The 22088-nt window shown below is 53.0% G+C and carries 22 protein-coding genes; 1 reads left to right on the top strand and 21 read right to left on the bottom strand.

Annotated elements, in window-relative coordinates; all coding sequences use genetic code 11:
* Positions 1-23: 23 nt before the first annotated feature.
* From nirB to PAECUDRAFT_RS04315, 11 genes are all read right to left on the bottom strand, one after another.
* Positions 24-2474, bottom strand: a complete 2451-nt coding sequence (nirB, locus tag PAECUDRAFT_RS04365; RefSeq protein WP_006036896.1) for a nitrite reductase large subunit NirB — start codon at positions 2472-2474, stop codon at positions 24-26.
* Between the two features lie 138 nt (positions 2475-2612).
* Complete coding sequence (gene ric / locus PAECUDRAFT_RS26610; RefSeq protein ID WP_006036895.1) at positions 2613-3860, bottom strand: iron-sulfur cluster repair di-iron protein; 1248 nt, start codon at positions 3858-3860, stop codon at positions 2613-2615.
* 87 nt (positions 3861-3947) lie between these two features.
* Positions 3948-4244: a hypothetical protein gene (locus tag PAECUDRAFT_RS04355; protein ID WP_006036894.1), complete on the bottom strand. Its 297-nt coding sequence runs from the start codon at positions 4242-4244 to the stop codon at positions 3948-3950.
* On the bottom strand, positions 4234-4569 hold the full coding sequence (locus PAECUDRAFT_RS04350; protein ID WP_006036893.1) for a hypothetical protein: 336 nt from the start codon (positions 4567-4569) through the stop codon (positions 4234-4236). The genes PAECUDRAFT_RS04355 and PAECUDRAFT_RS04350 overlap by 11 nt, the downstream gene beginning before the upstream one ends.
* A 21-nt stretch (positions 4570-4590) precedes the next feature.
* Positions 4591-4779 carry a hypothetical protein gene (locus tag PAECUDRAFT_RS04345; RefSeq protein ID WP_006036892.1) on the bottom strand — a complete coding sequence of 63 codons (189 nt, stop codon included), beginning with the start codon at positions 4777-4779 and terminating at the stop codon, positions 4591-4593.
* Positions 4769-5311: a QcrA and Rieske domain-containing protein gene (locus tag PAECUDRAFT_RS04340; protein ID WP_006036891.1), complete on the bottom strand. Its 543-nt coding sequence runs from the start codon at positions 5309-5311 to the stop codon at positions 4769-4771. Before PAECUDRAFT_RS04340 ends, PAECUDRAFT_RS04345 begins: the two co-directional genes overlap by 11 nt.
* Before the next feature lie 19 nt (positions 5312-5330).
* The gene (locus PAECUDRAFT_RS04335; protein WP_006036890.1) at positions 5331-5894 is read right to left on the bottom strand and encodes a 4Fe-4S dicluster domain-containing protein; all 564 of its coding nucleotides are present in this window, start codon (positions 5892-5894) and stop codon (positions 5331-5333) included.
* Positions 5891-8089: a molybdopterin oxidoreductase family protein gene (locus PAECUDRAFT_RS04330; protein WP_006036889.1), complete on the bottom strand. Its 2199-nt coding sequence runs from the start codon at positions 8087-8089 to the stop codon at positions 5891-5893. The genes PAECUDRAFT_RS04335 and PAECUDRAFT_RS04330 overlap by 4 nt, the downstream gene beginning before the upstream one ends.
* On the bottom strand, positions 8076-9116 hold the full coding sequence (locus PAECUDRAFT_RS04325; protein ID WP_006036888.1) for a hypothetical protein: 1041 nt from the start codon (positions 9114-9116) through the stop codon (positions 8076-8078). Before PAECUDRAFT_RS04325 ends, PAECUDRAFT_RS04330 begins: the two co-directional genes overlap by 14 nt.
* Positions 9117-9193: 77 nt before the next feature.
* Positions 9194-9568 carry a DUF3147 family protein gene (locus PAECUDRAFT_RS04320; protein WP_006036887.1) on the bottom strand — a complete coding sequence of 125 codons (375 nt, stop codon included), beginning with the start codon at positions 9566-9568 and terminating at the stop codon, positions 9194-9196.
* A 35-nt stretch (positions 9569-9603) separates the two neighbouring features.
* The gene (locus PAECUDRAFT_RS04315; protein WP_006036886.1) at positions 9604-9966 is read right to left on the bottom strand and encodes a DUF3147 family protein; all 363 of its coding nucleotides are present in this window, start codon (positions 9964-9966) and stop codon (positions 9604-9606) included.
* A gap of 217 nt (positions 9967-10183) precedes the next feature.
* On the opposite strand from PAECUDRAFT_RS04315, the gene PAECUDRAFT_RS04310 reads away from it, so the two are divergent.
* Positions 10184-11518: an MFS transporter gene (locus PAECUDRAFT_RS04310; RefSeq protein WP_006036885.1), complete on the top strand. Its 1335-nt coding sequence runs from the start codon at positions 10184-10186 to the stop codon at positions 11516-11518.
* Between the two features lie 68 nt (positions 11519-11586).
* Here the strand turns inward: PAECUDRAFT_RS04310 and PAECUDRAFT_RS04305 are convergent, their stop codons facing one another.
* The 10 genes from PAECUDRAFT_RS04305 to PAECUDRAFT_RS04260 all read right to left on the bottom strand — a co-directional run bounded on the left by PAECUDRAFT_RS04305 (position 11587) and on the right by PAECUDRAFT_RS04260 (position 22024).
* Positions 11587-11916 carry a YnfA family protein gene (locus PAECUDRAFT_RS04305; protein WP_006036884.1) on the bottom strand — a complete coding sequence of 110 codons (330 nt, stop codon included), beginning with the start codon at positions 11914-11916 and terminating at the stop codon, positions 11587-11589.
* A 47-nt stretch (positions 11917-11963) separates the two neighbouring features.
* The gene (locus PAECUDRAFT_RS04300; RefSeq protein ID WP_006036883.1) at positions 11964-12968 is read right to left on the bottom strand and encodes an NAD(P)-dependent alcohol dehydrogenase; all 1005 of its coding nucleotides are present in this window, start codon (positions 12966-12968) and stop codon (positions 11964-11966) included.
* 148 nt (positions 12969-13116) lie between these two features.
* The gene (locus PAECUDRAFT_RS04295; protein ID WP_006036882.1) at positions 13117-13503 is read right to left on the bottom strand and encodes a MerR family transcriptional regulator; all 387 of its coding nucleotides are present in this window, start codon (positions 13501-13503) and stop codon (positions 13117-13119) included.
* 50 nt (positions 13504-13553) lie between these two features.
* Positions 13554-14594 (bottom strand): NAD(P)-dependent alcohol dehydrogenase, encoded by a 1041-nt coding sequence (locus tag PAECUDRAFT_RS04290; protein WP_006036881.1) that lies wholly within the window; start codon positions 14592-14594, stop codon positions 13554-13556.
* A 56-nt stretch (positions 14595-14650) separates the two neighbouring features.
* Positions 14651-15631 carry an aldo/keto reductase gene (locus tag PAECUDRAFT_RS04285; RefSeq protein ID WP_006036880.1) on the bottom strand — a complete coding sequence of 327 codons (981 nt, stop codon included), beginning with the start codon at positions 15629-15631 and terminating at the stop codon, positions 14651-14653.
* 229 nt (positions 15632-15860) lie between these two features.
* Positions 15861-16619, bottom strand: coding sequence for a phytanoyl-CoA dioxygenase family protein (locus tag PAECUDRAFT_RS04280; RefSeq protein ID WP_006036879.1), 759 nt, complete (start codon positions 16617-16619; stop codon positions 15861-15863).
* A gap of 39 nt (positions 16620-16658) precedes the next feature.
* The gene (locus PAECUDRAFT_RS04275) at positions 16659-18029 is read right to left on the bottom strand and encodes a long-chain fatty acid--CoA ligase (protein WP_006036878.1); all 1371 of its coding nucleotides are present in this window, start codon (positions 18027-18029) and stop codon (positions 16659-16661) included.
* 11 nt (positions 18030-18040) lie between these two features.
* Complete coding sequence (locus tag PAECUDRAFT_RS04270; protein WP_006036877.1) at positions 18041-19444, bottom strand: acyl carrier protein; 1404 nt, start codon at positions 19442-19444, stop codon at positions 18041-18043.
* On the bottom strand, positions 19425-20825 hold the full coding sequence (locus PAECUDRAFT_RS04265) for an alpha/beta hydrolase (RefSeq protein WP_006036876.1): 1401 nt from the start codon (positions 20823-20825) through the stop codon (positions 19425-19427). Before PAECUDRAFT_RS04265 ends, PAECUDRAFT_RS04270 begins: the two co-directional genes overlap by 20 nt.
* A gap of 314 nt (positions 20826-21139) precedes the next feature.
* A complete protein-coding gene (locus tag PAECUDRAFT_RS04260; RefSeq protein WP_006036875.1) occupies positions 21140-22024 on the bottom strand; it encodes a LysR family transcriptional regulator in 885 nt (294 codons plus the stop codon).
* Positions 22025-22088 lie beyond the last annotated feature (64 nt).

Raw genomic sequence — 22088 nt, 5'->3', positions numbered from 1 at the left:
AACTCCTATCTATCTTACTGTCTCTATTTCACATCAACCTCGACTGCCTGATAATAATCGCGCTGCAGCTTCTCGCTCTCGATCACTTCCTGCCAAGGATCTTGAAGCTCAGCGAGCGCGTCCTCAACGCCTTGAGCTAAGGCTTGCCGGCGTGCCAAGTCATCAACCACGACAGCTCGCACATGCTCGATGCCCAGTCGCTCGATCCATTCCGACGTTCGTTCGCCATAATTGCCGGTTTCCCGATAATGTTGAATGAATGCTCCACAGATTTCCTCCAGCTCTTCATTCGTTTTCACTTTGCACAGGAGCTCCGCTTCCTTCATGCGAATGCCGCCGTTGCCGCCCACGTAGATTTCCCAGCCGCCTTCATTGCCGACTATGCCAAGATCCTTCGTCCCCGATTCCGCGCAGTTGCGCGGGCAGCCGTTGACAGCCATTTTAAATTTGGCCGGCATCCACAGCCGTTCGAACTTCTTCTCGAGTTGGATGCCCATCGCGATCGTATCCTGCGTTCCGAACCGGCAAAATTGGGAACCTACGCAGGTTTTGACGGTACGAAGCGCCTTCGCGTAGCCATAGCCTGACGGCATGCCGAGATCCTTCCAGATCGCTGGCAAATCCGCCTTATGGATGCCAAGTAAATCAATCCGCTGTCCGCCGGTCACTTTGACCATTTTGGCTTCGTATTTGTCGGCGGCATCTGCGATCTGGCGAAGCTGCTCTGGCGTCGTGACTCCGCCATACATCCGCGGAATAACGCTGTACGTGCCATCATTTTGGATATTGGCATGCAGCCGTTCATTGACAAAGCGCGACTGCCGGCTATCCTCGTATTCCGCTGGCCACGCCATGCCAAGATAGTAGTTCAACGCAGGGCGGCATTTCGAACAGCCTTCGCTCTGCTGCCATTCCAGAACCATCATGACCTCGCGCACGCTTGTCAAATGCATGCCTTTGATCGCCGCCACAATCTCGTCTCGGCTGTGTGTCGTGCAACCACAAATTCCTTTCTTAACTGGCTGCTGCTCCTGATAGCTGTCGCCAAGCACGAACTGCAGCAGCTGCTCCACGAGCGGTTTGCACCCGCCGCATGATCGCGTCGCTCCGGTTTTCATTTTGATTTGGTCAACGGTTGTCAGACCGTCGACTTGAATGACGCGGACGATATCGCCCTTGGTTACGCCGTTGCAGCCGCAGACGATTTCGTCGTCCGCCATTGCTTGCACGATCGATTCCTTATTTCCCCCGCCGCAGCATGCAGTCCCGCCGCCGAACAGCTCAGCGTAGCGTTCATCGGTCATCAAGGCGCCATCTCGGATCAGTCGCGTGAGCAGCGGGGCATCCGACACTTCACCGTACATGACGGCGCCGACGATCCTCTTATCGCGAAGCAGCACTTTCTTGTAATGACCGTGCCAGTCATCGTGAATGCGCAAAACCTGATGATCAGGCCGTTCCAGATATTCGCCTGCCGAGAAAACGTCGACGCCAGAGATTTTGAGTTTCGTCGATACCGACGAGCCTTCGTACGGTGCGGCTTCAATGCCCGCAATCGTTTTGGCCAACACCGCGCCTTGCTCGAAGAGCGGTGCAACAAGGCCATAACAAACGCCACGGTGCTCGCAGCATTCACCGACTGCGTACACATCCGGTGCGCTCGTCTGCATAAAATCATTCACGAGGATGCCCCGGCCTGTCTCGATTCCGCTCTCCTTCGCGAGTTCGATATGAGGCACAATGCCTGCCGACATGACGACCAGCTGCGCCTCAAGCTCCGTACCGTCCGCGAAACGCAGGCCGCTGACCTCGGAACCGCCTAGCACCTCCGTCGTTTTCGTTCCCATCCGGAAGCGGATGCCTTGCCGTTCCAGTTCTGCCTTCAGCATGCCGGAAGCCACCTCGTCCAGTTGGCGCTCCATCAGCGAATCCATCAGATGAACGACCGTTGTTTCCATGCCGAGCTGCACAAGCCCTTTGGCCGCTTCAAGTCCAAGCAGACCGCCGCCGATCACTGCCGCTTGCTTGAATGTGCGGGAGGCGTCGATCATCGTCTCGCAATCCGCAATATCTCGGAATCCGATCACGCCGTCTTTATTCGCGCCAGGCACCGGAAGGATGAACGGCTTTGAGCCTGTAGCAATGATCAGAACGTCGTATTCGGCGGTTTCGCCCTCTGCTGTATAAATTCGTTTGTCCTTCGTATCGATCCGTACAACTTTCGTTCCCGTATGCAGCTGAATGCCGTTCTCCTCGTACCATTCGCGGCTGTTCAGAATGATGTCGTCGATGCGCTTGCTGCCCTCAAGGACGTATGAAAGCTGGATGCGGTTATAATTCGGGTAAGGTTCTTCTCCGTACACGCAAATGTCGAATGCATTCGTCAGCTTCAGGATTTGCTCCAATGTATTTACGCCTGCCATGCCGTTGCCGATCAGGACCAGCTTGCGGCGTTTCATGTTGGGTTCAGCCATCCTCAATCACTTCCTTGTCGGTAGTTATGGCTTGATTATAACGAAGGCAAAACCGTCTGCCTGTGACATAAATCACCATGTAAAAAAATAAGTCCGCATGCCTTCCTTTACGGAAGATAGCTGCGGACCCAATACCCGTTATGATACAGAATGAATGCTTAATGCGTTAAACTTGGCGGCAAGCTCCTCCATCTCGATGGGCGTAAACAACCGCTGCGCCATCGGGAACAGCACCGTTTCCTCCTTCATGAAGTGGCCGGTTAGAATGTGATAAGCTTCGATCAAATCCGCAGCAATGTCCGCCGCTGCTGTCGCAGAAACGGTCGTTCCGAGCACCAGCGCCGACACAGCTTCAAGATACTGCTGGAGGTGGAGCTTCGCCTGCTCATGCTCGAACTCCATCACTGCGACTGGCCCTGTCTCGTAACCCACAAATCGGGCAACCATCGGGAATAGAATATCTTCCTCCTTGGCGGAATGCGGCTCCAGCTCTCGAACAAACGCTCTCACCATCTCCTTCAATACAAACAAAGAGGCCGTCCAATCCGCAATTCCGTCAGTTGCTCCGATCTGCTGCGCGATTGCGTAGAATTGTTCCATCTGTTCGCGCAAAGGAATATGCTCCTGCATAAGCGCTCGGAGCGGTGCGCTTAACGTCTCCTTCTCAGAGGCGGACAGTTCGGCAAGCCGCTGAAACAACACGTTATTTTCCAGATGGATATGTTCGAAAAGGTCGCTTTCCAGTTCAACAAGCTTCTGAAACGTGACGGTATACGTGCGGCAAGCGCCGTCCGGCAGCGTATAATCGCTCGTCACGGCTCTCATTTCCTTCAAGAGATCGCCGACTTGGCTGTGATCGGATTCCAGCTCATCGACCTTCTGAAGCGTTCCCGCCAGCTGTTCTGCTGACGGCGCAGCCTCATACGCTTGAATGAGCGGAAAGACAACCGATTCTTCGACAATCAAGTGCTGCTCGAGCTCGGTCTTCATCTGATGGAACAGCGTATGCAGCTTCACGAGCCGATCGCCTTCCTCTTCGTGATGGCCATGAACACGCAGCACCTTCGTTACGAATTCGCTGAGCAGCGGCAATTCCGCCTGTAGGTAAGCATGGTGTTTGGTTACGATGTGATCGATCATCTCGGACAAGCCTGCCTCGCGCCAATCTCTCGCTTCATGCTGCCGCTGCTGCCAGCTTGCGAAGCTTTCTTGAAGCGACGCAAGGAACGAAGGCTCATCAATCCCCTTCAGTTGAAGCACCGAACCGAGCGGTTCGTTACCGCCGCAGCAAAAATCAATACGGTGGGCCTTAAACAGATTGCTAGCGCCTGGAAAAGCGGTCACGATGTCGCCAATCTTATTCGATCCGTCGAATCTGATCTCCATCTTTCCTGCCTCCTCTTTACATCCGTGTTTTAGCAAATCCATCATATCCCGGCGCAAATCCTCCCGCTGTGCGGGCAATCACACGATTTATGACGATTTCCAGAACATCGTATATCGAAGCTGTCCGTGCGAATCCTCGGATACGAACGTCGTTCCGCTTGGCCCATCCAGTGTCAGCTTCGTCCGTTCGTCGCCGAATACAGGAATCGATAGAAATTGCGTCACATTCAAATAACATTGCAGATGCGTCCCTTCCGGGAGCAGCTTCACACGCAATAGCTCAAACGTACGTGGAGGGGCGACGGGGTCACGGCCAGCGAGGTCTTCGATGCACACTTCTACCATTCTGCCGCACAGCGGCCTGATCGCTGCTTCAACATCCATTCCAGCTCCCCCTTTTCTTCAGCAGACACGGCCCTGCATCTTCCTTCTTCAACACGTTCACCTTGTAGCCAGCAAGCCAATTCCACCACGATTCCGGCAGCGCGGCATCCAGCCAATCCAGCAAATCCTCTTCGTTCTCCCAAACGGCAAGGCCGTTCACCTTCGCGACGGCCACGTCTAATCCTTCTTCCTCTGCAGGCTCCACGTCCGTGCGGGCTCCTGTAAACAGGTGGCGCATAAGCTCGCAAACCTCTTCCAGCAGCGATGCTTCCCCCCGACTGCGAGGACGAATAAAGCAAAGCTCCACATCGTATTCGCAAATCATCCAATCCCTCCTCACTAGCTGCTAGCCAGCATTCCGTTCCCTTCGGTAAATCCAGATGGCGAGCGGAAACAGGATCACATTCAAACCCGCGAACAACAGCACTTTCTCATATTGCTCATAGAAAAAAGCATTCACGACCTGCTGCGTAAACACGATATTGGCGAGCAGCACCAGGCTTAAATAAATGACGCCCCTGTAACTACGTTTCATAGCGCTTCACCCCTGTCGCATACACCGTCCCGCTCTCCACAGTGAGCTGGATTTCGGGCAGCGGCCGCTTCGGCGGACCAGCAGTCGGCTTCCCTGTATGAACATCGAATAAGCCGTGGTGGCAAGGGCATACGAGCTCCCGCTGGTCCTTGCTCCAGAAGACCGGGCATTTCAAGTGGGTGCATGCATTCTGATAGGCTTTGAAAGTGCCTTCCGAAAGACGGACCAGAAGCGCCGAATCATGCTCGCCCGGATAGGCGAACTCAACCGCTTCCCCTACCCCAATGTCGGTGAGCGCTGTTATTTTGTTTTTCGGATAGGCACGTTTATCTCCGTTGACCAGATGCTTGGCAGCGATAGCCCCCCACGGCAGCGTCGAAATCGCGAACACGCCCGCGGCGCCGGCCATCGTTTTCAAGAAGCTGCGCCGATCCAGCTTCCGCTCATTGTCTTTCCGGATATTGTGCGTGTAATTATCCTCGTCGTATGGAACCGCAGCATTACGATTCACATTCTCGTTTTCATCGATCATCGCAAGCCCTCCTCTTGCCCTAGAACAGCTTTTGTTTCCCTTGCAAAATGCCCGGGAGGCTAATCTTGACGTTGGTTTCTCCCTCAAGCGGATCGAGCGGCATTCGGCTGGCCGTCCACTTGCCTAGCTGGTGCTGATCCTGCTTTTGCTTCAATTCCTCTTCAGACAGCCATTGCAATGTATTCGTCGGACAAACCGAAGCGCACATGGGAGGAATACCGTCCTTCGTGCGGTCATAGCAGAGGTCGCATTTGTACATCAGGTTTTGCTCCTGATCGAATTTCGGAATGCCGTAGGGACAAGCGATCGTACAGTTCTGGCAGCCGATGCACTTCTCCACCAAAGCGGAAAGAACCGCGCCTTCAGGCGTCACCTGTATCGCTTGGGCCGGACAACTTCGCGCACAAGCCGGGTTAACGCAGTGCAGGCACATGAGCGGAATGGTCTGCCGATTGACGAGCGGGTTCACGTCATACACATAATTCCGGTTACGCTCGTCATGACCGCCGCACTGCGTACATGCCGCCAAACAGCTCCGGCAGCCGATGCAATTGTCCATTTCGATATATAAATGCTGCTTCATCGGATAACCGCCTCGTTTCGTGATGGCTGCTTCGACTGGGGTTTTGCTGCCTGATGAATTTGTACCGCGCAAACTTTAAACTCCGGCATTCTGGACATCGGATCAAGCGCGGCAATCGTAAGCAGATTAACCGACTCATCATGGCCGAAGTGATACGGCACGAAAACCGTGTCCGGGCGAATCGCCTCGGTCAGCTTCACCTTGAAGAACGCTTCTCCTCGGCGGGTAACCAGCTTTACGAGCTCTTCATGCTCGATTTGATACAGCTGGGCGGTTGCCGGATGCACCTCGACGAAAGGCTCCGGGCACATCGCGTGCAGGAACGGAATGCGTCTCGTCTGATTGCCCGATAAGTAATGGTAGACGACACGCCCCGTCGTCAGGCGCAGCGGGAACTCCTCGCACGGCTCTTCGGCTGGCGCCCGATACGGCAGCGCGCACAGCTTCGCTTTCTTATCGGGATGGTAAAATTGCTTATCCAGAAACATATGGGGCGTCCCCTCGTCCGATTCGTCCTTGCAAGGCCAAAAGACGCCCTGCTGTTTGTCGATCTTCTCCCACGTCGCGCCGTAGTAGTCGGCATAGCCTCCCTTGGAAGCGAGGCGAAATTCATCATTGATCGCCCGGGGGGATCGCAAATGCCGGAAATATTGCCCTCTGCCGAGCCGCTCGGCCAGTTCTACCTGCATGAGCCAATCGGGCTTTGATAGGCCGATCGGTTCCTGTGCTTTATTGATTTTAATGATGCGGCCCTCCAGATTCGTGACGGTTCCCTCATCTTCGCTCCACGTCGTCGACGGAAGAACAACGTCAGCATATTCCGCCGATTCAGACAAGAAAATATCGGAGCATACCATAAAATCAAGGCTCATAAGCGCACTGCGCACCTCGTTCAGATTCGGGGCGGACACCGCCGGATTCGAGCAGAGCAGGTAAAGCCCGCGAATCGTCTTCTCCTTCATCAGCCCAAACATTTCATAGGCGGAGACGCCCGGTTGCGGCATTTCCTCAGGCGGAATGCCCCACACCTTGGACACTTCCTCCACATGCTTCGGATTCGTGATTTTCCGATAACCCGGCAGCGCATCCGCTTTCTGGCCGTGCTCCCGTCCGCCTTGCCCGTTGCCCTGCCCTGTAAAGGTTGCGACGCCGGATTTGGGCCGGCCGATTTTGCCCGTCACCAAGCACATATTCGTGTAGGCGGATACATTATCCGACCCTTTATGCTGCTGTTCAATGCCCCGGGCGAACATGACGACCGCATTCGGCGCTTTCCCGTAAATTTCGGCAGCTCGGATCAGCTTCTCCGGCGCAACGCCCGTAATTTCGCTCGTATATTCCGGCGTAAAGCTGCTCACAAGCTCCTCTAACTCTGCGTAACCGCTCGTATGCTCAGCGATAAACCGTTCGTCGGCGTAGCCGCCCTTAATGAGCAAGTGAAGCATACAATTGGCAAGCGCCAGATCTGTGCCCGGACGAAGATCCAGATGCACATCCGCCCGTCTTGCGATCGGCGTCTCCCGAGGATCCACGACGATCAAATAGCCGCCCCGGTTCTGAACCTCCCAAATCCGGAACATCGACGTCGGGTGGCATTCCGCCGTGTTGCTCCCTGCAATGAAAAGGCAATCCGTCTCGTGCAGATCCGTCCATGGAAGCGTTGAACCTCGGTCAATGCCGAAGGTGCGTAAAAATCCGGCGGCTGCGCTCGACATGCAGAAGCGGCCGTTGTAATCGATATATCTCGTACGTAAGCCGACTCGCGCGAACTTGCCTGTCAGGTAGCATTTTTCATTCGTCATGGACACGCCGCTGAAGACGGATAAAGCATCCGGACCATACCCCTGCTGCAGCTCCTGAAACCGGCGAACGACCAGATCATAAGCTTCCTCCCATGTCGCTTCGCGGAAGCCTTCTTTCGTTCCTCGAAGCGACCGGTCGTCCCGGATCAAGGGCTTCAACAGGCGATCTTCATGATTCGTTTGCTGGTAAGCGGTTACCCCTTTCGGGCACATTTTGCCAAGCGAAACCGGCCAGTCATATCGCGGTTCGACGCCGATAATTTTGTTAGAACCGGTATCCACTCGCAAATTCATGCCGCACTGCATGCCACAGTAAGAGCAATGGGTCGGCACGAGCCGCTCGCCGGGATGCTCCTTATTCGCAATGACCTTAAAAAATTTATCCTTTGGCATTCTGGTTCGCCTCCTTGACTCGGATTTGATGCGTTGGGATGCCGGTTATACGCGATATGCGATATTTGCGGCGGCAAGGCAGGCACAACTCAGCCAGATGGTAGCCTTCTTCGGTGATGAATGCCATTTCGCTATGTTTCAGCACGTCGACAACATCCTGCGCTTGTTCGGCGGATACATAATGCGCCCCGCAAACCTTGCACGCCTTCGGCTCCGTCGTCCCGTAATGCTCACGATAGTTTCTAGCGAGCAGGCTCATCGGGCGGAACGGGATATGCGCAAGCTTGCCAAACGGCAGGTAAATCAGCGTAATAATAACGGACCATTGGTGGATCATCGACATGACCGGATGGCCGAACCCTTCCAGAAACATGTTGTTGAACGTGAGAATGAGCCCCGTTACTGAGATAAATAAAAGCAGATACAGCGGCAGAAAATCATACGCGAACGATTGCTCAGCCCGAGCCTGCATGTTGCGCAGTCGGCGATTTAATGCCATGCATACGCCCCCGATTACCATAAAAGCCGTTATATTCAAGGCATTGAAAAACAAGTAGGCGATGATGCCGTCCGCCTCGATCCGCATCAGATTAATCCCGAACATCACAACGGTATAGTAGCCATTGTCCGCCATCGTGAAGTACATCCAGCCGAAAACGAGCGGGAATGTGACGAATGCGGACAGGATGCAGCCCCATCCCAGCAAAACATGCTGCAGCCATCGGTACCACCCGCGATTCCAAATAAACCGGTAGACGACCAAGTGGTCGGCTGCCGTCGCAGGCGTCGATTTGCGCAATAACAGCTTGATTCCTTTACGCAAAATGATTTTGGTCGGCGGTCGATCCGCCCAAGCCATAAACCGGTAGAAAAAGCCGCAAATGAAAACAACCGTGCCAACCATGTAACCGTAAAGCGCCAGATCGATGTGTGTAAAAAACCGCGACCCGATGTACATCAAGACGATCAGGCCGCACACCGTCATACACACATTCCGTGCCCATCTTGAAGCAAATGCACGTTCCATCCTCATTGCCCCTCGCTCTCGAAGTTTCCTTATGCACGTATTAGAACACAAAGAAAAGAACCCGGCTGTGACACAAATCACAAGGTTCTTTGATGGGCTCTCGTTTTCGCTGCATGCCGCAGCTTGTAGATCAGAAAGGCGCTGCTGAACCAGCAGATTAGGCCAAGCACCATGCTTAACCACCATAGGCCCGTCGCCTGAAGCATGCCAAGAACCGTCAACACGCATACCGCGCAGCCGCTCATGCCGAATACGGAGCCTTTGGCGATTTCGGCAGCCTTTTGGGAGCCCTGCTTCACGCCAACCATTAGAACGGCCACGACCATAACGGCTGGGAAGGTAGCAAAAATGCCGCCTAGCGCTTTCCACGGAAGCGCTATGGAAGCGAAATAACTGAGGACAACGGCTATCCCGCCGAGCAAGAAACGCAGTGCCGACTCTTTGAAACCCATGATGATCCACTCCTTTGTCATTTGCATGCTGAGCATTACGTGTTGAACAAAACGTACGAGATGGAGACGGATACGATCAGCCAGCCGCAAACGGATAAGGAAAGTCCCTTCTTCCAGCCTTTACGAACGCATAAGGACCCGACCGCCACTGCGCAAAGCATATTGATCCCCATACCGATCAATGCGCCCTTGGACAAATCGATCGATCGATGGATCAAGTCACTGCCGCCATAATCCATTCGCATCGTCAGCATTGCCGCCAGAAATACAGCCGGAAATGCAGCGAAAATGCCGCCAACCGTTCCGCCGACGCGTTTGGCTATAATGGAAGCGGCAACTACGGCCCCGCCGCCGAACACAAACCGAAGCAGCATGCCTTCAATCGATAAATGAAACATACAAACATCTCCCCCAGTTGAATGTGAAATATTTCACTAGATGTTGCCGATTGATTTCGACTGCTATCATCATAATGCTGCACGAACCGCTCTGTCTGTGATAGCGATCACTGTGATAAAAGGCACAGCGGCAAACTCCTCGAGTTGCTACACTCAGGTCATCAAAACCATGAGAGTCAGCCATTCGGACGATTCTTATATAGGGGAGGAAGTTACTATGGCAAGAATCAATCAATGGAATCCGGAAAATGCTGATTTCTGGCAGTCCGAAGGGAAACGCCACGCCACACGCAACCTATGGATTTCCGTTCCATCGCTTATGCTCGCTTTTATTGTTTGGCAAATCTGGTCGGTTGTCGCCGTTCGGTTGAACGATGTCGGCTTCTCGTTTACCGAAAATCAGCTTTTCACGCTCGCGGCCGTTCCGGGTCTGGTTGGAGCAACGCTCCGATTCGTCTATACCTTCGCAGTCGGCATTGTCGGCGGCCGTTACTGGACCGTCATCTCTACCTCTGTTCTGCTCATCCCGGCAGCCGGGATCGGCATCGCCGTGCAAAATCCGGATACGCCGTATGCTATCATGCTGCTCCTCGCTGCGCTTTGCGGGTTAGGCGGCGGTAATTTCTCATCCTCGCTGTCTAATATTTCGCTCTTCTTCCCTAAGAAGGAGAAAGGGACAGCGCTTGGGATAAACGGCGGCCTTGGCAACATGGGCGTATCCGTCGTCCAGTTCGTCACGCCGCTCATCATGACAGCGGGCACATTCGCAGCGATTGGCGGAGACGGTCAATTGCTGAAGAACGGCCAACAGGTCTGGCTTCAAAATGCCGCCTTCATCTGGATCATTCCAATCGTTCTGATGTCCGTCATCGCCTTCTTCGGCATGGATAACCTGCCCGGCGCGAAGCAATCGTTCGCTAGCCAGTTCGTTATCGTCAAACGCAAGCACACTTGGGTCATGACTTTCCTGTATGTCGCGACCTTCGGATCGTTTATCGGATTTTCCGCTGCTTTCCCGCTGCTGCTGAAATCGCAATTCCCAAGCCATACATCGCTCGCTTTCCTGGGCGCTTTCCTTGCAGCGGCGGCACGACCTGTCGGCGGCTTTATCTCGGATAAAATTGGCGGCGCCAAAGTCACCTCCATCGTCCTGTTCATGATGGGCCTTGGCTCGCTGTCGGTCATTTATTTCATCCAGCAAGGCAGCTTTGCAGGCTTTCTGATCTCGTTCCTTATTTTATTTCTGGCGGCTGGCACCGGCTCAGGCTCCACGTTCCAGATGATTCCTTACATCTTCCCTGCCAAAGAGGCGGCGCCAGTGCTTGGCTTCACGGCCGCATTCGCAGCGTATGGCTCCTTCTTTATCCCGAAAATGTTCGGCTGGTCGGTGAAGGAAACCGGCTCCTACGTTATGGCCTTTTACATCTTCATCGGCTTCTATATCGTCGCGATCACGCTCAACTGGCTCTTCTATCAGCGAAAGCGTGCGGAAATTACGACCTTCGTCGTGGCTAAGCAAGCCACCTCGCAATCCATCACGCCTCAAAAATGACATAAAAAAACGGCAGTCCGGGACAAACGCGTCCTTGACTGCCGTTTCATTTTTTTAATTGGAAGTGCTTATGATGACCGCGGTGCCCACAGAATGACCGACACGCCAACGAGACAGATCGCTGCGCCAAGCCAGTCGTACAGATCCGGCGTTTTTTTATCGACAACCCAGCCCCAGAGCACCGCAAGCGCGACGAACACGCCGCCATATGCTGCGTACACCCTGCCGAACGACGGGAAGCTTTGCAGTGTTGGGATTATGCCATACAAAATGAGAATGACACCGCCAACGACGCCAAACCACAAAGGTTTCGCTTCTCTAATCCATAGCCAGACGAGATATCCTCCTCCGATTTCGGCGAGACCCGCAGCAATAAATATAATGATAGCAAGCAGCATAGCCCCATCCTCTTTTCGTTCCCCATACCCGCAACCAATCATTTGATTTACGTCATGGCGGGTTCCATATAGACCACAACTTTCCCTTTCACTTTACCTTCCCCGAGAAGGCGAATCGCCTGCGCGGCATCGTCTAATGCATACCTTCGATCAATGATAGGCTTGAGCCGCGCTTCTTCAACAAGCGACTTCCAAACCAGCTGATCGTCATGGTTCGGCTTATGGACGAGAATCGACATTTTCTTTTTTTCGAACAGATGAATAAACGGTGACAGCAATAAAGCCTGAAGAAGACGTGGTATTGTTCCGCCGACCATCACATACGTGCCGCCAGCTTGAACGGCTCGCTTCACCGCATGAATGGATCGGTTTCCGACAACATCGAGAATCACGTCATACTGCAGGCCGTTTCGGGCAAAATCCACCTTCGCATAGTCCAGCACATGATCAGCGCCGACTGCCCGCATAACATCCAGCTTCTCGGCGCTGTCCACGCCGGTCACCTCTGCGCCGAGCAGCTTGGCGTATTGGATCGCAAACGTGCCCACACCGCCGCCCGATCCATTAATGAGAAGACGGTGCCCTTGCCGCAACTTGCCTTTATCCCTTAAGCCTTGCAAGGCAAGAACAGCCGCCTGCGGGATGGCTGCCGCCTCCTCGAAGCTCAAACCTTCAGGCTTTGGCGTTAACGTATCTTCGCGGACACTTACCAATTCGGCAAACCCGCCCCAACCGCTGCCGGATATGTCCCCGAACACCTCGTCCCCCACCTTGAAGCGGGTGACGCTTTCGCCCACAGCAGCTACATGACCCGCAATGTCTGCGCCAAGCGTACGGAAACGAGGCTTTCGAAGGCCGCCGATCCGGGTTATGTAAGGTTTTCCGCGGAGCAGATCCCAATCCCATGAATTGACAGATGCAGCATGCACCATGACCAGCACTTCGTTGCTTTTGGGAATCGGGATCTCCACCTCGGCAATTCGTAAAACATCGGGCAAACCGTAGACTTCATAGACAAGCGCCTTCATCATACGCGTCCCTCGCTCTCGCATCCTCAACCTCCAACGGTCATTCATTGACCTGCTTATTTTACAATAAATAAAGGATCAGCTTCCCGATCAGGTACCAACAGCATAAAAAACGCCCTATAACATGTATAGGGCGTTCTTACAATAACTTATGTTCAAAATTTCCGCGCAATCATTCGCTCGAGCGCTGCAGCGATTGCTCCTTTTTACGAACGGTCTGTTCATATCGTTCGATCTTAGTGTCAAGTCGCTCCAGCGTCTGCTGCATCTCTTCTATACGTCCAGCGAGCAGCTCCCGCTGTTCGACTAATAGCTCTTTTCGAGCCTCTTCGGTTTGCTCGCCTAGCTGAAACAGCCGCACGTATTCAATTAACGCTTCAATCGGAAGGCCCGCATTCCGCATGCATTTAATGAATTCCACCCAGTTTAAATTGTCCTCAGTATACTCCCGAATCCCGTTAGAATTGCGGTTTACCTGTGGAATGAGGCCGATACGTTCATAATATCGGAGCGTATCTTGTGATAGACCGAACTTGGCACTCACTTCAGCCATTCGCATGGGATTTCGCCTCCTAAACCTTATCTGCCCTATCGTACAACGACGAAAGGTTACAGGGTAGCAATGTCAATGACAAAGCGATACCGCACATCGCTGCGCAAAATACGCTGGTACGCCTCGTCGACCTGATCCGCTCGAATAATCTCAATTTTCGGGCCAATGCCGTGCTGCGCGGAGAAATCGAGCATCTCTTGCGTTTCTTGAATGCCGCCAACGAGCGAACCGGCGATGCTGCGACGCTGCATAATGAGCGAGAAGACGTGATAGCTGTCTGCTTCCGCTGGCGCGCCGACATTTACAAGCGTGCCATCCACACGTAGCAGCGATAAGTAAGCATTAACATCAAGATTGGCTGCGACCGTATTCAGAATAAGATCGAACCGATTCGCCAGCTCCTTGAACGCAGCAGGATCGCTCGTTGCATAATAGAAGTCCGCGCCTAACTCGTGCGCTTCTGCTTTTTTGCTCATGGATTGGCTCAATACCGTAACTTCAGCGCCTAGCGCATGTGCATATTGAACAGCAAGATGGCCAAGCCCGCCTAAACCTACAATGGCAACCTTCTTGCCTGGTCCAGCATTCCAATGCTTTAACGGAGAATAGGTCGTAATGCCTGCACATAATAGCGGGCTTGCAACGTCCAATTCCAGGCTATCAGGAATTCGGACAACGAATCGTTCGGTAACGACGATTTTTTGGCTGTATCCGCCATAGGTTCGGTTGCCCTCGTAGTCAAGTGCATTATAGGTGCCCACAACGCCCTTCGTGCAATATTGTTCTTCGCCCTTCAGGCAATATTCGCATTCTCCGCAGGAGTCAACAAAACAACCGACACCAACCCGATCGCCAACGGCGAATTTCGTAACCGCCGCGCCCACCGCTTCGACAACGCCGGCAATTTCATGACCGGGGACCATCGGGAACATCCCACCGCCCCATTCATCCCATGCGCTATGAATATCGGAATGGCAAATTCCGCTGAATTTAATATTGATCAAAATATCGTCAGAACGCAGTTCTCTGCGTTCAATTGTCGTCTTCTCGAATGGCGCCTTTGCGCTTGCAACACTTAATACATGCGTTTTACACATCGTTTTCTCTACTCCTTTAATTCTAATGAAAATGAACGGATCGTTCGCTTTCGAGTTTACAGGGCGCCAACGACTGGATGCGGAACATACAGCTCTTCCAACGATTTAATCTCCTCTGGCGTTAACGTGATCGCAAGCGATCCCGCTGCCTCCTCAAGCTGATTGACATTCGTAGCGCCGATGATCGGTGCTGTCATCGCATCCTTCTGCAGCAGCCATGCTAGTGCAATTTGCGCACGCGGTACGCCGCGTTGTTCTGCGATAGCGGTTACTCGATCTGCAATTAGCCGATCTGCGCTCGCGGTTGCATCGTATTTCATTTTCTGCGCCTGATCGGTTTCGGAGCGATACGTCGTTTCCGTCCATTCGCGCGCCAGTCGACCTGAAGCGAGCGGACTGTAAGGAATCACACCGATTTTTTCCGCTTTGCAAAGCGGCATCATCTCCCTCTCTTCTTCGCGATAGATGAGGTTAAGATGATTCTGCATCGATACAAACCGGGTCCATCCATGCTGATCCGCTGTATGCAGCGCCTTCAGAAACTGCCAGGCGTACATGGCGGATGCGCCGATGTATCTGGCTTTTCCCGCTTTGACTACGTCATGCAGCGCCTCCATCGTTTCTTCGATCGGCGTATTGTAATCCCACCGATGAATCTGGTACAAATCAACATAATCGGTGCCAAGCCGTTTCAGGCTGTTATCGACTTCATTCATGATGGCTTTGCGGGAAAGGCCTGCGCCATTAGGTCCTTCTTGCATCCGGAAAAATACTTTCGTTGCAATGACGACTTCATCGCGATTGGCATACTCCTTTAATGCTCGTCCAACGATTTCCTCGCTTGAACCAGCCGAGTAGATATTCGCTGTATCAAAAAAATTGATGCCCATATCCAACGCTTTTTTAATAATCGGACGGCTGTTCGTCTCATTAAGCACCCATGGATGTGTCCAACGCTCCGCTATGCCAAAGCTCATGCAACCGAGACAGAGCCGTGATACGTCCACGCCCGTATTGCCCAATTTCACATATTCCATCGATAATACCTTCTTTCCATATGGTCTCTTTGATCGGCCGCCTTTGATATTATCGCACTTGGAGTTAACTCCAAGTCAAGAGGGAAAAACGATTGACGGAATTTTGGCGGCAATGTCCGCTTATCCCATCGTAGGAATGCACTACGCCCATAAAAAACTCCGCTGAAATGCAAAATCGCGCGAAAAAAAGCAGCCGGTACATTCGACCGGCTGCTTCCCACTAAACATTTTAGAAAATTTGCTCGTTATAGCCCATCAGTCGACGACGGCGTGCGTTTGCCCGCTGCGCGATGTGCTCAGGCACTTGATAAACCGCATTGTTATCGTGGGACATATGAGGAACGATAAACTTTTTGCGATAGATGATTTGCTGTACATAACGCGGATTGTCGCTTTGGTTCGGTGCGCCGCGATGCCAAATTTGGCTGTTGAAGATCAGGCAATCGCCTGCTTTCGCGAGTACGGAAACCGGCTCTTGGCCTTTGTAAGGCTCAATCTCCTCGGTGAACTTCAAGCTCTTGCCTGCTCGATGCGATCCCGGAACGACCTGCGTCGGACCCAGCTCTTCGGTAATGTCGTCAAGGTAGTAGAGCGCGTTCACCAGATAGACTGGCATCTGAATGCTCGGATCGATCTCAACGCCGTCTGGCAGCGGGAAGAACAACGCTTCGTCCACATGCCACATGCTGACACCATTGTTTTTCATCGTCCGCATTCCGTTCATGCTGCTAAGCTGGCATTCCGTTCCGAGAATTTCTTCAATAAAGTCGATTACGCCAGGTTGGTCTACCAATTGCTCGAATACTTCGCCTTTCTCGAACATCGGGCCTTGCAGCATGACATTATCGCCTTTTCCTTCGAACGCTTGGCGGATTCCTTCTTTCACTTCCGCTACTTGCTTCGCATCCAGCGCATTGCGGAAAATGACATAACCGTCCCGGTGAAGCTGCTCCAGCTCTTTCGAAAAACGTCCTACTGTCGTTTGCATGATAATAACCACCTTATCGATTAATTTTTAATTGCTTATTTAGGTTTGCGATTGCGGTGTTCGTATTTTCTTCATGCGATTGCCCATTAACGACTCTTCGGTAATCACGATTTTTTGCGGAATCTTATAGGATGGAAGCTCATTTTGGCAAAATGCCCAAATGCGGCGGCGGAGCTCGCTCAAAGCTAATTCCTTGTCGCGGAGCTTGACCGTCGCCTTCACCATTTGCCCTGTAATGCTGCTCGGCTCCGCGCTGACGACAACCTCTTCGATCTCGTCCATCCGATGGAGCACATCCTCCACCTCGGCTGGATACACCTTCTCGCCTCCGATGTTGATGATCTCCGAGCGGCGACCAAGAATGCGGATGCAGTCGTCCTCGATGACAGCCTCGTCGCCCGTTCGCAACCAGCCGTCCTCTGTGAACGGATTCGGCGCATTCAAGTAACCAGCCATGGCGGACTCCGTCTTCACTTCGAGCATGCCGTCCACAATCCGGTAACGCACCTCATCTCCCCTCAGGGAAAACAACAGCGAATCCGAGCCTTTCGATTTGGTTGGAAGGATGCCGAGCTCTGACATGCCGTATGCCTGTACCATCCTGACATCCGGGAACTGTTCGTTCCACGCCGCCAGCGTGCTCGTCGGCATCACCTCCGAACCATAGGAAACGACCTCCATACTCGATAAATCGAATTCCTGATGCGCGCCGCTGAGCAGCAGCAAATTGAGAAACGTCGGTGACACGGGCAAAGCTTGCACCCGATAACGCTCGATCGTCCGGCATACCTCGGCAGGAGCGCGATCCTGCAGCATATACAGGCAGCCTCCGCTCGATAACGTTTGAAGCAGCGTATTCAGCCCGCCGATGTGATCAAACATCATGAACGGAATCGTCCGCAGTGCTCTGCTTTGTTTTGCGTATTTGCGCAGCAGCCGATCCGCACGGTGAACAGCCGCTTTGCTCTTGCCGGACGAACCGGAGGAGAAGATGACCAATCCTGCATCCCCTTCTTCAAGCATGTCATGCAGCAGCGGATGCTGTGCGCTCCCGCGTTCAAGCAGCTGCACCTCAAGGCGGTCCGCCGTATCCTTGATTCGTGCCTGCGCCTCGGCGATGCTCAAATACTCCTCTTTCTTGGCTTCGACAAGCTTCCGATCAAGCGGCAGGACGATACAGCGCTGCTCTAACAGGGCAAACATAGCGGCGACTGCATAGGGGGAATAATCCTCCTCAAGCGATACGACAGCACGTTCGATTCCCTGCTCGGCCAATTGGCGCTTCATTTGATTGATTCGATCCAGCAGCCATTCATAAGAGAACGGTACATCCTGCCATACGAAAGCCGTCCTTGATTCGTACTGACGGAACCGCTCCATCAGATCAAATGGATTGTTATGCTCGTGCATATTCCGCCTCCTTATCCCGCTTCGGGCATTCGATCGATCAGATAATCGACGAACCCTCCGACCGTACGGTAAGGACTGTCAGGCATTCCTGCAGATGCGATTTCCGATAACGCAATACCGATGCCCAGCTCCTCCTGGATGCTTTGCTCGACAGCGGCTAGCAGCGAAACAAGCCCAAGCGAATCTAGATTTCCGTTCCGTCCGTAGAGCGGCGCTTGCAAGCCGAGCTCGACCGGAATCGACCCTTTATGAAACTGGTTCAGGTCCATGCAGCTGTCCAGAACGATTTTAGCCAACATTTCACGCTGTTTGGATTTGGCGCCTTCCGACTCGGAACGCTTCTTGCCGAAAAGTCCGATGTTTCGATGCTCGGCCCACATCGACTCGTATAGCCGATGCTCCCGTAATCCAAGCTGCTCGACGAAGCTGCTGACCAAACGAATGCGTTGGGATGCTTCCTCTTGCGACCAGCGGCCCTGCATCATTTTATGCGCTTGTTCCCACTCGCCTACAATAAGCGCAAATTCGGCTGCATAAGCGTCGTACGGAGCTCCTAGAATGGCACCCATATCATTCAGCAAATCTCTAAAGAAGTAGCGGCTCCAGCGCATATCGAACAGGAATGTCGAAATCGCGCTGATTTCCGTTTCCCCGTTCACTGCACCGAGATGCAAACGTTTGAGCAGCTGCAGAGTAACGGCGTTGCCAAAATAGTAGACACGCCCGTCCCTATGAATCTCCTGACCTGCCAAAAACTCGTATACCAACGTTGCGAGCGTTTGCTGCATTGCCTCCCTAAATGCCGTAGGCGTAAGCGTCGCTTCCGACTCGACATCAACGGTGCAGTAGATATGGAGCTCTTCTTTCCGTTTGGCCGTCGCCAGCTCGGGGATGCTCTTGTTCCCTCTCCAGAAGTCGCCGAACGCTTGACTGGACAGCGGTCCTGCATAGCGTGACGGTACTGGATCGTAGATGAGCATTTGATCATCGCTAACGCCATAAACGGCAAGCCAATGGTCAACGAGATAACGGCGGGAATCCGGGTCGACAAGCTTCGCGATGTAATTGGGATTCAGGTAATCTTCGCAGTACGGAAGGTAGTAGCTTGTCCCTGTTGCGAGGAACAGCTCCCCGTCGTTGATGCGGCTGCGGATTTCCGCCACGCCTGCTTCATAGCTGGGAAGTTCTCGCTTTCCTTTCTCCAGCCAAACGGCGTCCTCGTAATCCAGCTTGTTAAAGTATTGCTTTACCAGTCCCAGACTCGAGCATGCAGGCAAGCCGTATAACCGGGAGTTGGCTAGCAAACTAAGCCGGCTCTCCGAGCCCTGCCGTTTCAACACCTCATGAACGAGCGGAAGATTGCATGGGTAGTAATATGGAATGTCCATGATCGGATCAAAAAGTTGGATCTGCATAGCTCCTCCTAACCTGCGCTTGGGCGGAAGCGCCATCCCAGCGCTCGATTTGATAGTAAAGTGTCATGTCCTCGCAGGCTCGGAACGAACGATTCGGAAGCGTGTTTCCTACTGCATCTAATTCGAATTTTCGGAAGCCTCTCGTAAATCGGAATCGATATCCGCTGTCTCGCGGTACAATGAATGTACCCGTGTAGCGGTTTTCGCCCGTGAGTGCCAGCTTCATTCCCATGCCGCCGAAAATGTAATCCGCCATCTCTGGTTCAACTGGTACTTCCGCGTCCATCCGAACCGTGACGAAATGGGACATTTCTTCAACAACAGTGATCGTCTTGGACGTCTCTAGGCCGCCTGCGTATAACGTGATGACCGTCGAGCCCGTTCGCTTCGGCACAATCATGCCATCGGGCAGCACCGTCAGCACATCGGGATCTTCGACTCGATACGCACCGTCCAGGATCGTCATGGCCAGTCCGCTGTCATACTGAAGCAAGGCGTTCAAATGTGATTGCATCCCCGTGAGGCCAATGACATCTCTTCCTCGCAGCTCTAAGCTGATCGCGTTTCCCGGCCGACCGAACATGTACAGCAGCGGGATATGGACCCGCTCTCCCCAATCTGCTTCTTGATGCGCCGCATCAGGCTGCTCCAGATAGGCTAACTCCTCGCCATACTTGAAGCCTTGCGCCATCAGCCCGCTGGCAAAATCGCGAATATGCCTCGGCAGGAAAAGCCCTTCGGCATCCCCGATATCGAGCCAGAGCTTCAACGGCGGCTTGGGCAGCCCGTCGAACGAGCGGTACAATTCCTCTTCTCGCAGCTTCGTTTCGGATGTCTCGTCAAGCTGTGCCTTCACGAAGTACGGCGAGAGCATGATCAGCTTGCCGAATACATCGGGTCGGCGAAATCCTGTATGATACGTGGATAACGCGCCAGCAGACGAGCCGATAAGTCCCGTATTCGCCGGATCCGATAACGTCCGGAAATGCTCGTCGATATGCGGCTTTAGATCATGAACGAGAAAATCCTCATAATCGAGGCCAGAGCAGCGAATGCCAGCTTTCATTTCCTCCATGGGCGCGGAAAAGTGATAATACTCGTTGCTCTCGACAGGCCGCACGTGAGCGATAGCGACGATGATGATTTCCTCCATCGCGCCTTCCGATATCAACCGATCCGCCGCGAGATGAATGTTCCATGATTCCGTCCCAGGCGCAGCAGGCGCGAACGCGCGCTGGCCGGCGTGCATGTAGAGGACAGGGTAACGCTTTGATAAATCTCTCCCATAGCTGGGGGGCAAATATACGAATATCCTTCTTTCGTTGTTTAATTTGCGGGCATGAAAATTGTCGATCGTGACGATGACAGATTGGTCTGGCAACGTTCAAACGCTCCTTTCCCGTAATTCTTGAAGTTCGATTCTAATGTCACGCTCCGATTGCGATCCTTTCCACCTCCCGTTTCGCAGACAATGAGGGCCTATTGCACTACGCATAAGTTCTTAGGACGCCAAACAACCCCGCCACTCGGTTAGGAGCGAACGGGGTTGTTTTAAAACAACGTTGTGTTTTAAAAGGCATGGCCCTCAATTTGTCGTGTTATACTTAACATGGTAACGCCTAGTCCCGCTTTTGTAAATATCGGTTAAATTATATATTTTCTCCTTTTATTCGACAATTTTCGAGTTTCAACGCGCTATTCTAATGCTCGCAATGTTTCAAAATATTGTACAACGACGTCGCGAAATTGCTGGGCAGCCCGCGAAATATACCGGTCTTTATGCCATAACAAGGCGATGTCCCGCACCAGCTCATCATTCTCAACTTGCAGGTATCGAATCTGTTCCCGGGCAAACTTGGCCGTGCTTGGGATGAAGGCGATGCCGATTTCCGCTTCTACAAGCATGCTCAGCCTTGCAGGCTCATCCCCCTCGTAAACATAGTTGGGCAGAAACCCCGCCGATAGGCAAATATCGTCCACGAGATCACGCGTGCCAAAGCCCTTCTTTACGCCAACAAACCATTCATCCTTAAGCTCAGTTAAAGCAACGCTGGTACGATTTGCGAGCCGATGCCCCAGTGGAACCGCGATAAGGATATGATCCGTATAGACGATTTGACATTCGATTTCATCCCCTTCCATCGGCGGCGAAGTCAAGCAAAAATCGACCTCTCCCCGTTGCAAAACCGTGACCATTTCTTGCGTCGATAACATCTGTACATGAAACTGAATGTCAGGCCTCTGCTTGCGAAATTCCCGCAAAATAGCTGGCAATGTACTTGCCGTTGTCACCGCTAATTCAAGCGTGGCTGGCTCCGTGTCGCGCCAATCATTCAGCTCCTGCCTCCCTTGATCTAATTCAAACAAAGCCCGTTCGGCACGGCGAAGAAACCGACTCCCATTCGCATTAAGCCGAAGCTTTCTTCCGACTCGATCAAATAATTGAACGCCTAGGTCCTCCTCCAAGCGTTGAATCGTTTTGCTTAACGACGATTGCGTAACATGCAAGCTTCGTGCAGCCTCCGTCACATGCTCCGAGCGAGCTACCGCGAGAAAATATTGCAGCTGAAGAAGCTCCATTTCGCCCCTCCTTTCATTCCTTTAAAGTAATGAAATCATAACATGAAATGCGTTGGAATAAATA

Origin of the sequence: Paenibacillus curdlanolyticus YK9 (genome assembly GCF_000179615.1) — a bacterium.
GTDB lineage: Bacteria > Bacillota > Bacilli > Paenibacillales > Paenibacillaceae > Paenibacillus_T > Paenibacillus_T curdlanolyticus.
This window is presented reverse-complemented; position numbering and strand designations above follow the sequence as displayed.

Excerpts from the sequence above, each read along its gene's own strand:
- nirB (WP_006036896.1), bottom strand. The coding sequence starts at position 2,474 with ATGGCTGAACCCAACATGAAACGCCGCAAGCTGGTCCTGATCGGCAAC.
- ric (WP_006036895.1), bottom strand. The coding sequence starts at position 3,860 with ATGGAGATCAGATTCGACGGATCGAATAAGATTGGCGACATCGTGACC.
- PAECUDRAFT_RS04355 (WP_006036894.1), bottom strand. The coding sequence starts at position 4,244 with ATGGATGTTGAAGCAGCGATCAGGCCGCTGTGCGGCAGAATGGTAGAA.
- PAECUDRAFT_RS04350 (WP_006036893.1), bottom strand. The coding sequence starts at position 4,569 with ATGATTTGCGAATACGATGTGGAGCTTTGCTTTATTCGTCCTCGCAGT.
- PAECUDRAFT_RS04345 (WP_006036892.1), bottom strand. The coding sequence starts at position 4,779 with ATGAAACGTAGTTACAGGGGCGTCATTTATTTAAGCCTGGTGCTGCTC.
- PAECUDRAFT_RS04340 (WP_006036891.1), bottom strand. The coding sequence starts at position 5,311 with ATGATCGATGAAAACGAGAATGTGAATCGTAATGCTGCGGTTCCATAC.
- PAECUDRAFT_RS04335 (WP_006036890.1), bottom strand. The coding sequence starts at position 5,894 with ATGAAGCAGCATTTATATATCGAAATGGACAATTGCATCGGCTGCCGG.
- PAECUDRAFT_RS04330 (WP_006036889.1), bottom strand. The coding sequence starts at position 8,089 with ATGCCAAAGGATAAATTTTTTAAGGTCATTGCGAATAAGGAGCATCCC.
- PAECUDRAFT_RS04325 (WP_006036888.1), bottom strand. The coding sequence starts at position 9,116 with ATGGAACGTGCATTTGCTTCAAGATGGGCACGGAATGTGTGTATGACG.
- PAECUDRAFT_RS04320 (WP_006036887.1), bottom strand. The coding sequence starts at position 9,568 with ATGGGTTTCAAAGAGTCGGCACTGCGTTTCTTGCTCGGCGGGATAGCC.
- PAECUDRAFT_RS04315 (WP_006036886.1), bottom strand. The coding sequence starts at position 9,966 with ATGTTTCATTTATCGATTGAAGGCATGCTGCTTCGGTTTGTGTTCGGC.
- PAECUDRAFT_RS04310 (WP_006036885.1), top strand. The coding sequence starts at position 10,184 with ATGGCAAGAATCAATCAATGGAATCCGGAAAATGCTGATTTCTGGCAG.
- PAECUDRAFT_RS04305 (WP_006036884.1), bottom strand. The coding sequence starts at position 11,916 with ATGCTGCTTGCTATCATTATATTTATTGCTGCGGGTCTCGCCGAAATC.
- PAECUDRAFT_RS04300 (WP_006036883.1), bottom strand. The coding sequence starts at position 12,968 with ATGCGAGAGCGAGGGACGCGTATGATGAAGGCGCTTGTCTATGAAGTC.
- PAECUDRAFT_RS04295 (WP_006036882.1), bottom strand. The coding sequence starts at position 13,503 with ATGCGAATGGCTGAAGTGAGTGCCAAGTTCGGTCTATCACAAGATACG.
- PAECUDRAFT_RS04290 (WP_006036881.1), bottom strand. The coding sequence starts at position 14,594 with ATGTGTAAAACGCATGTATTAAGTGTTGCAAGCGCAAAGGCGCCATTC.
- PAECUDRAFT_RS04285 (WP_006036880.1), bottom strand. The coding sequence starts at position 15,631 with ATGGAATATGTGAAATTGGGCAATACGGGCGTGGACGTATCACGGCTC.
- PAECUDRAFT_RS04280 (WP_006036879.1), bottom strand. The coding sequence starts at position 16,619 with ATGCAAACGACAGTAGGACGTTTTTCGAAAGAGCTGGAGCAGCTTCAC.
- PAECUDRAFT_RS04275 (WP_006036878.1), bottom strand. The coding sequence starts at position 18,029 with ATGCACGAGCATAACAATCCATTTGATCTGATGGAGCGGTTCCGTCAG.
- PAECUDRAFT_RS04270 (WP_006036877.1), bottom strand. The coding sequence starts at position 19,444 with ATGCAGATCCAACTTTTTGATCCGATCATGGACATTCCATATTACTAC.
- PAECUDRAFT_RS04260 (WP_006036875.1), bottom strand. The coding sequence starts at position 22,024 with ATGGAGCTTCTTCAGCTGCAATATTTTCTCGCGGTAGCTCGCTCGGAG.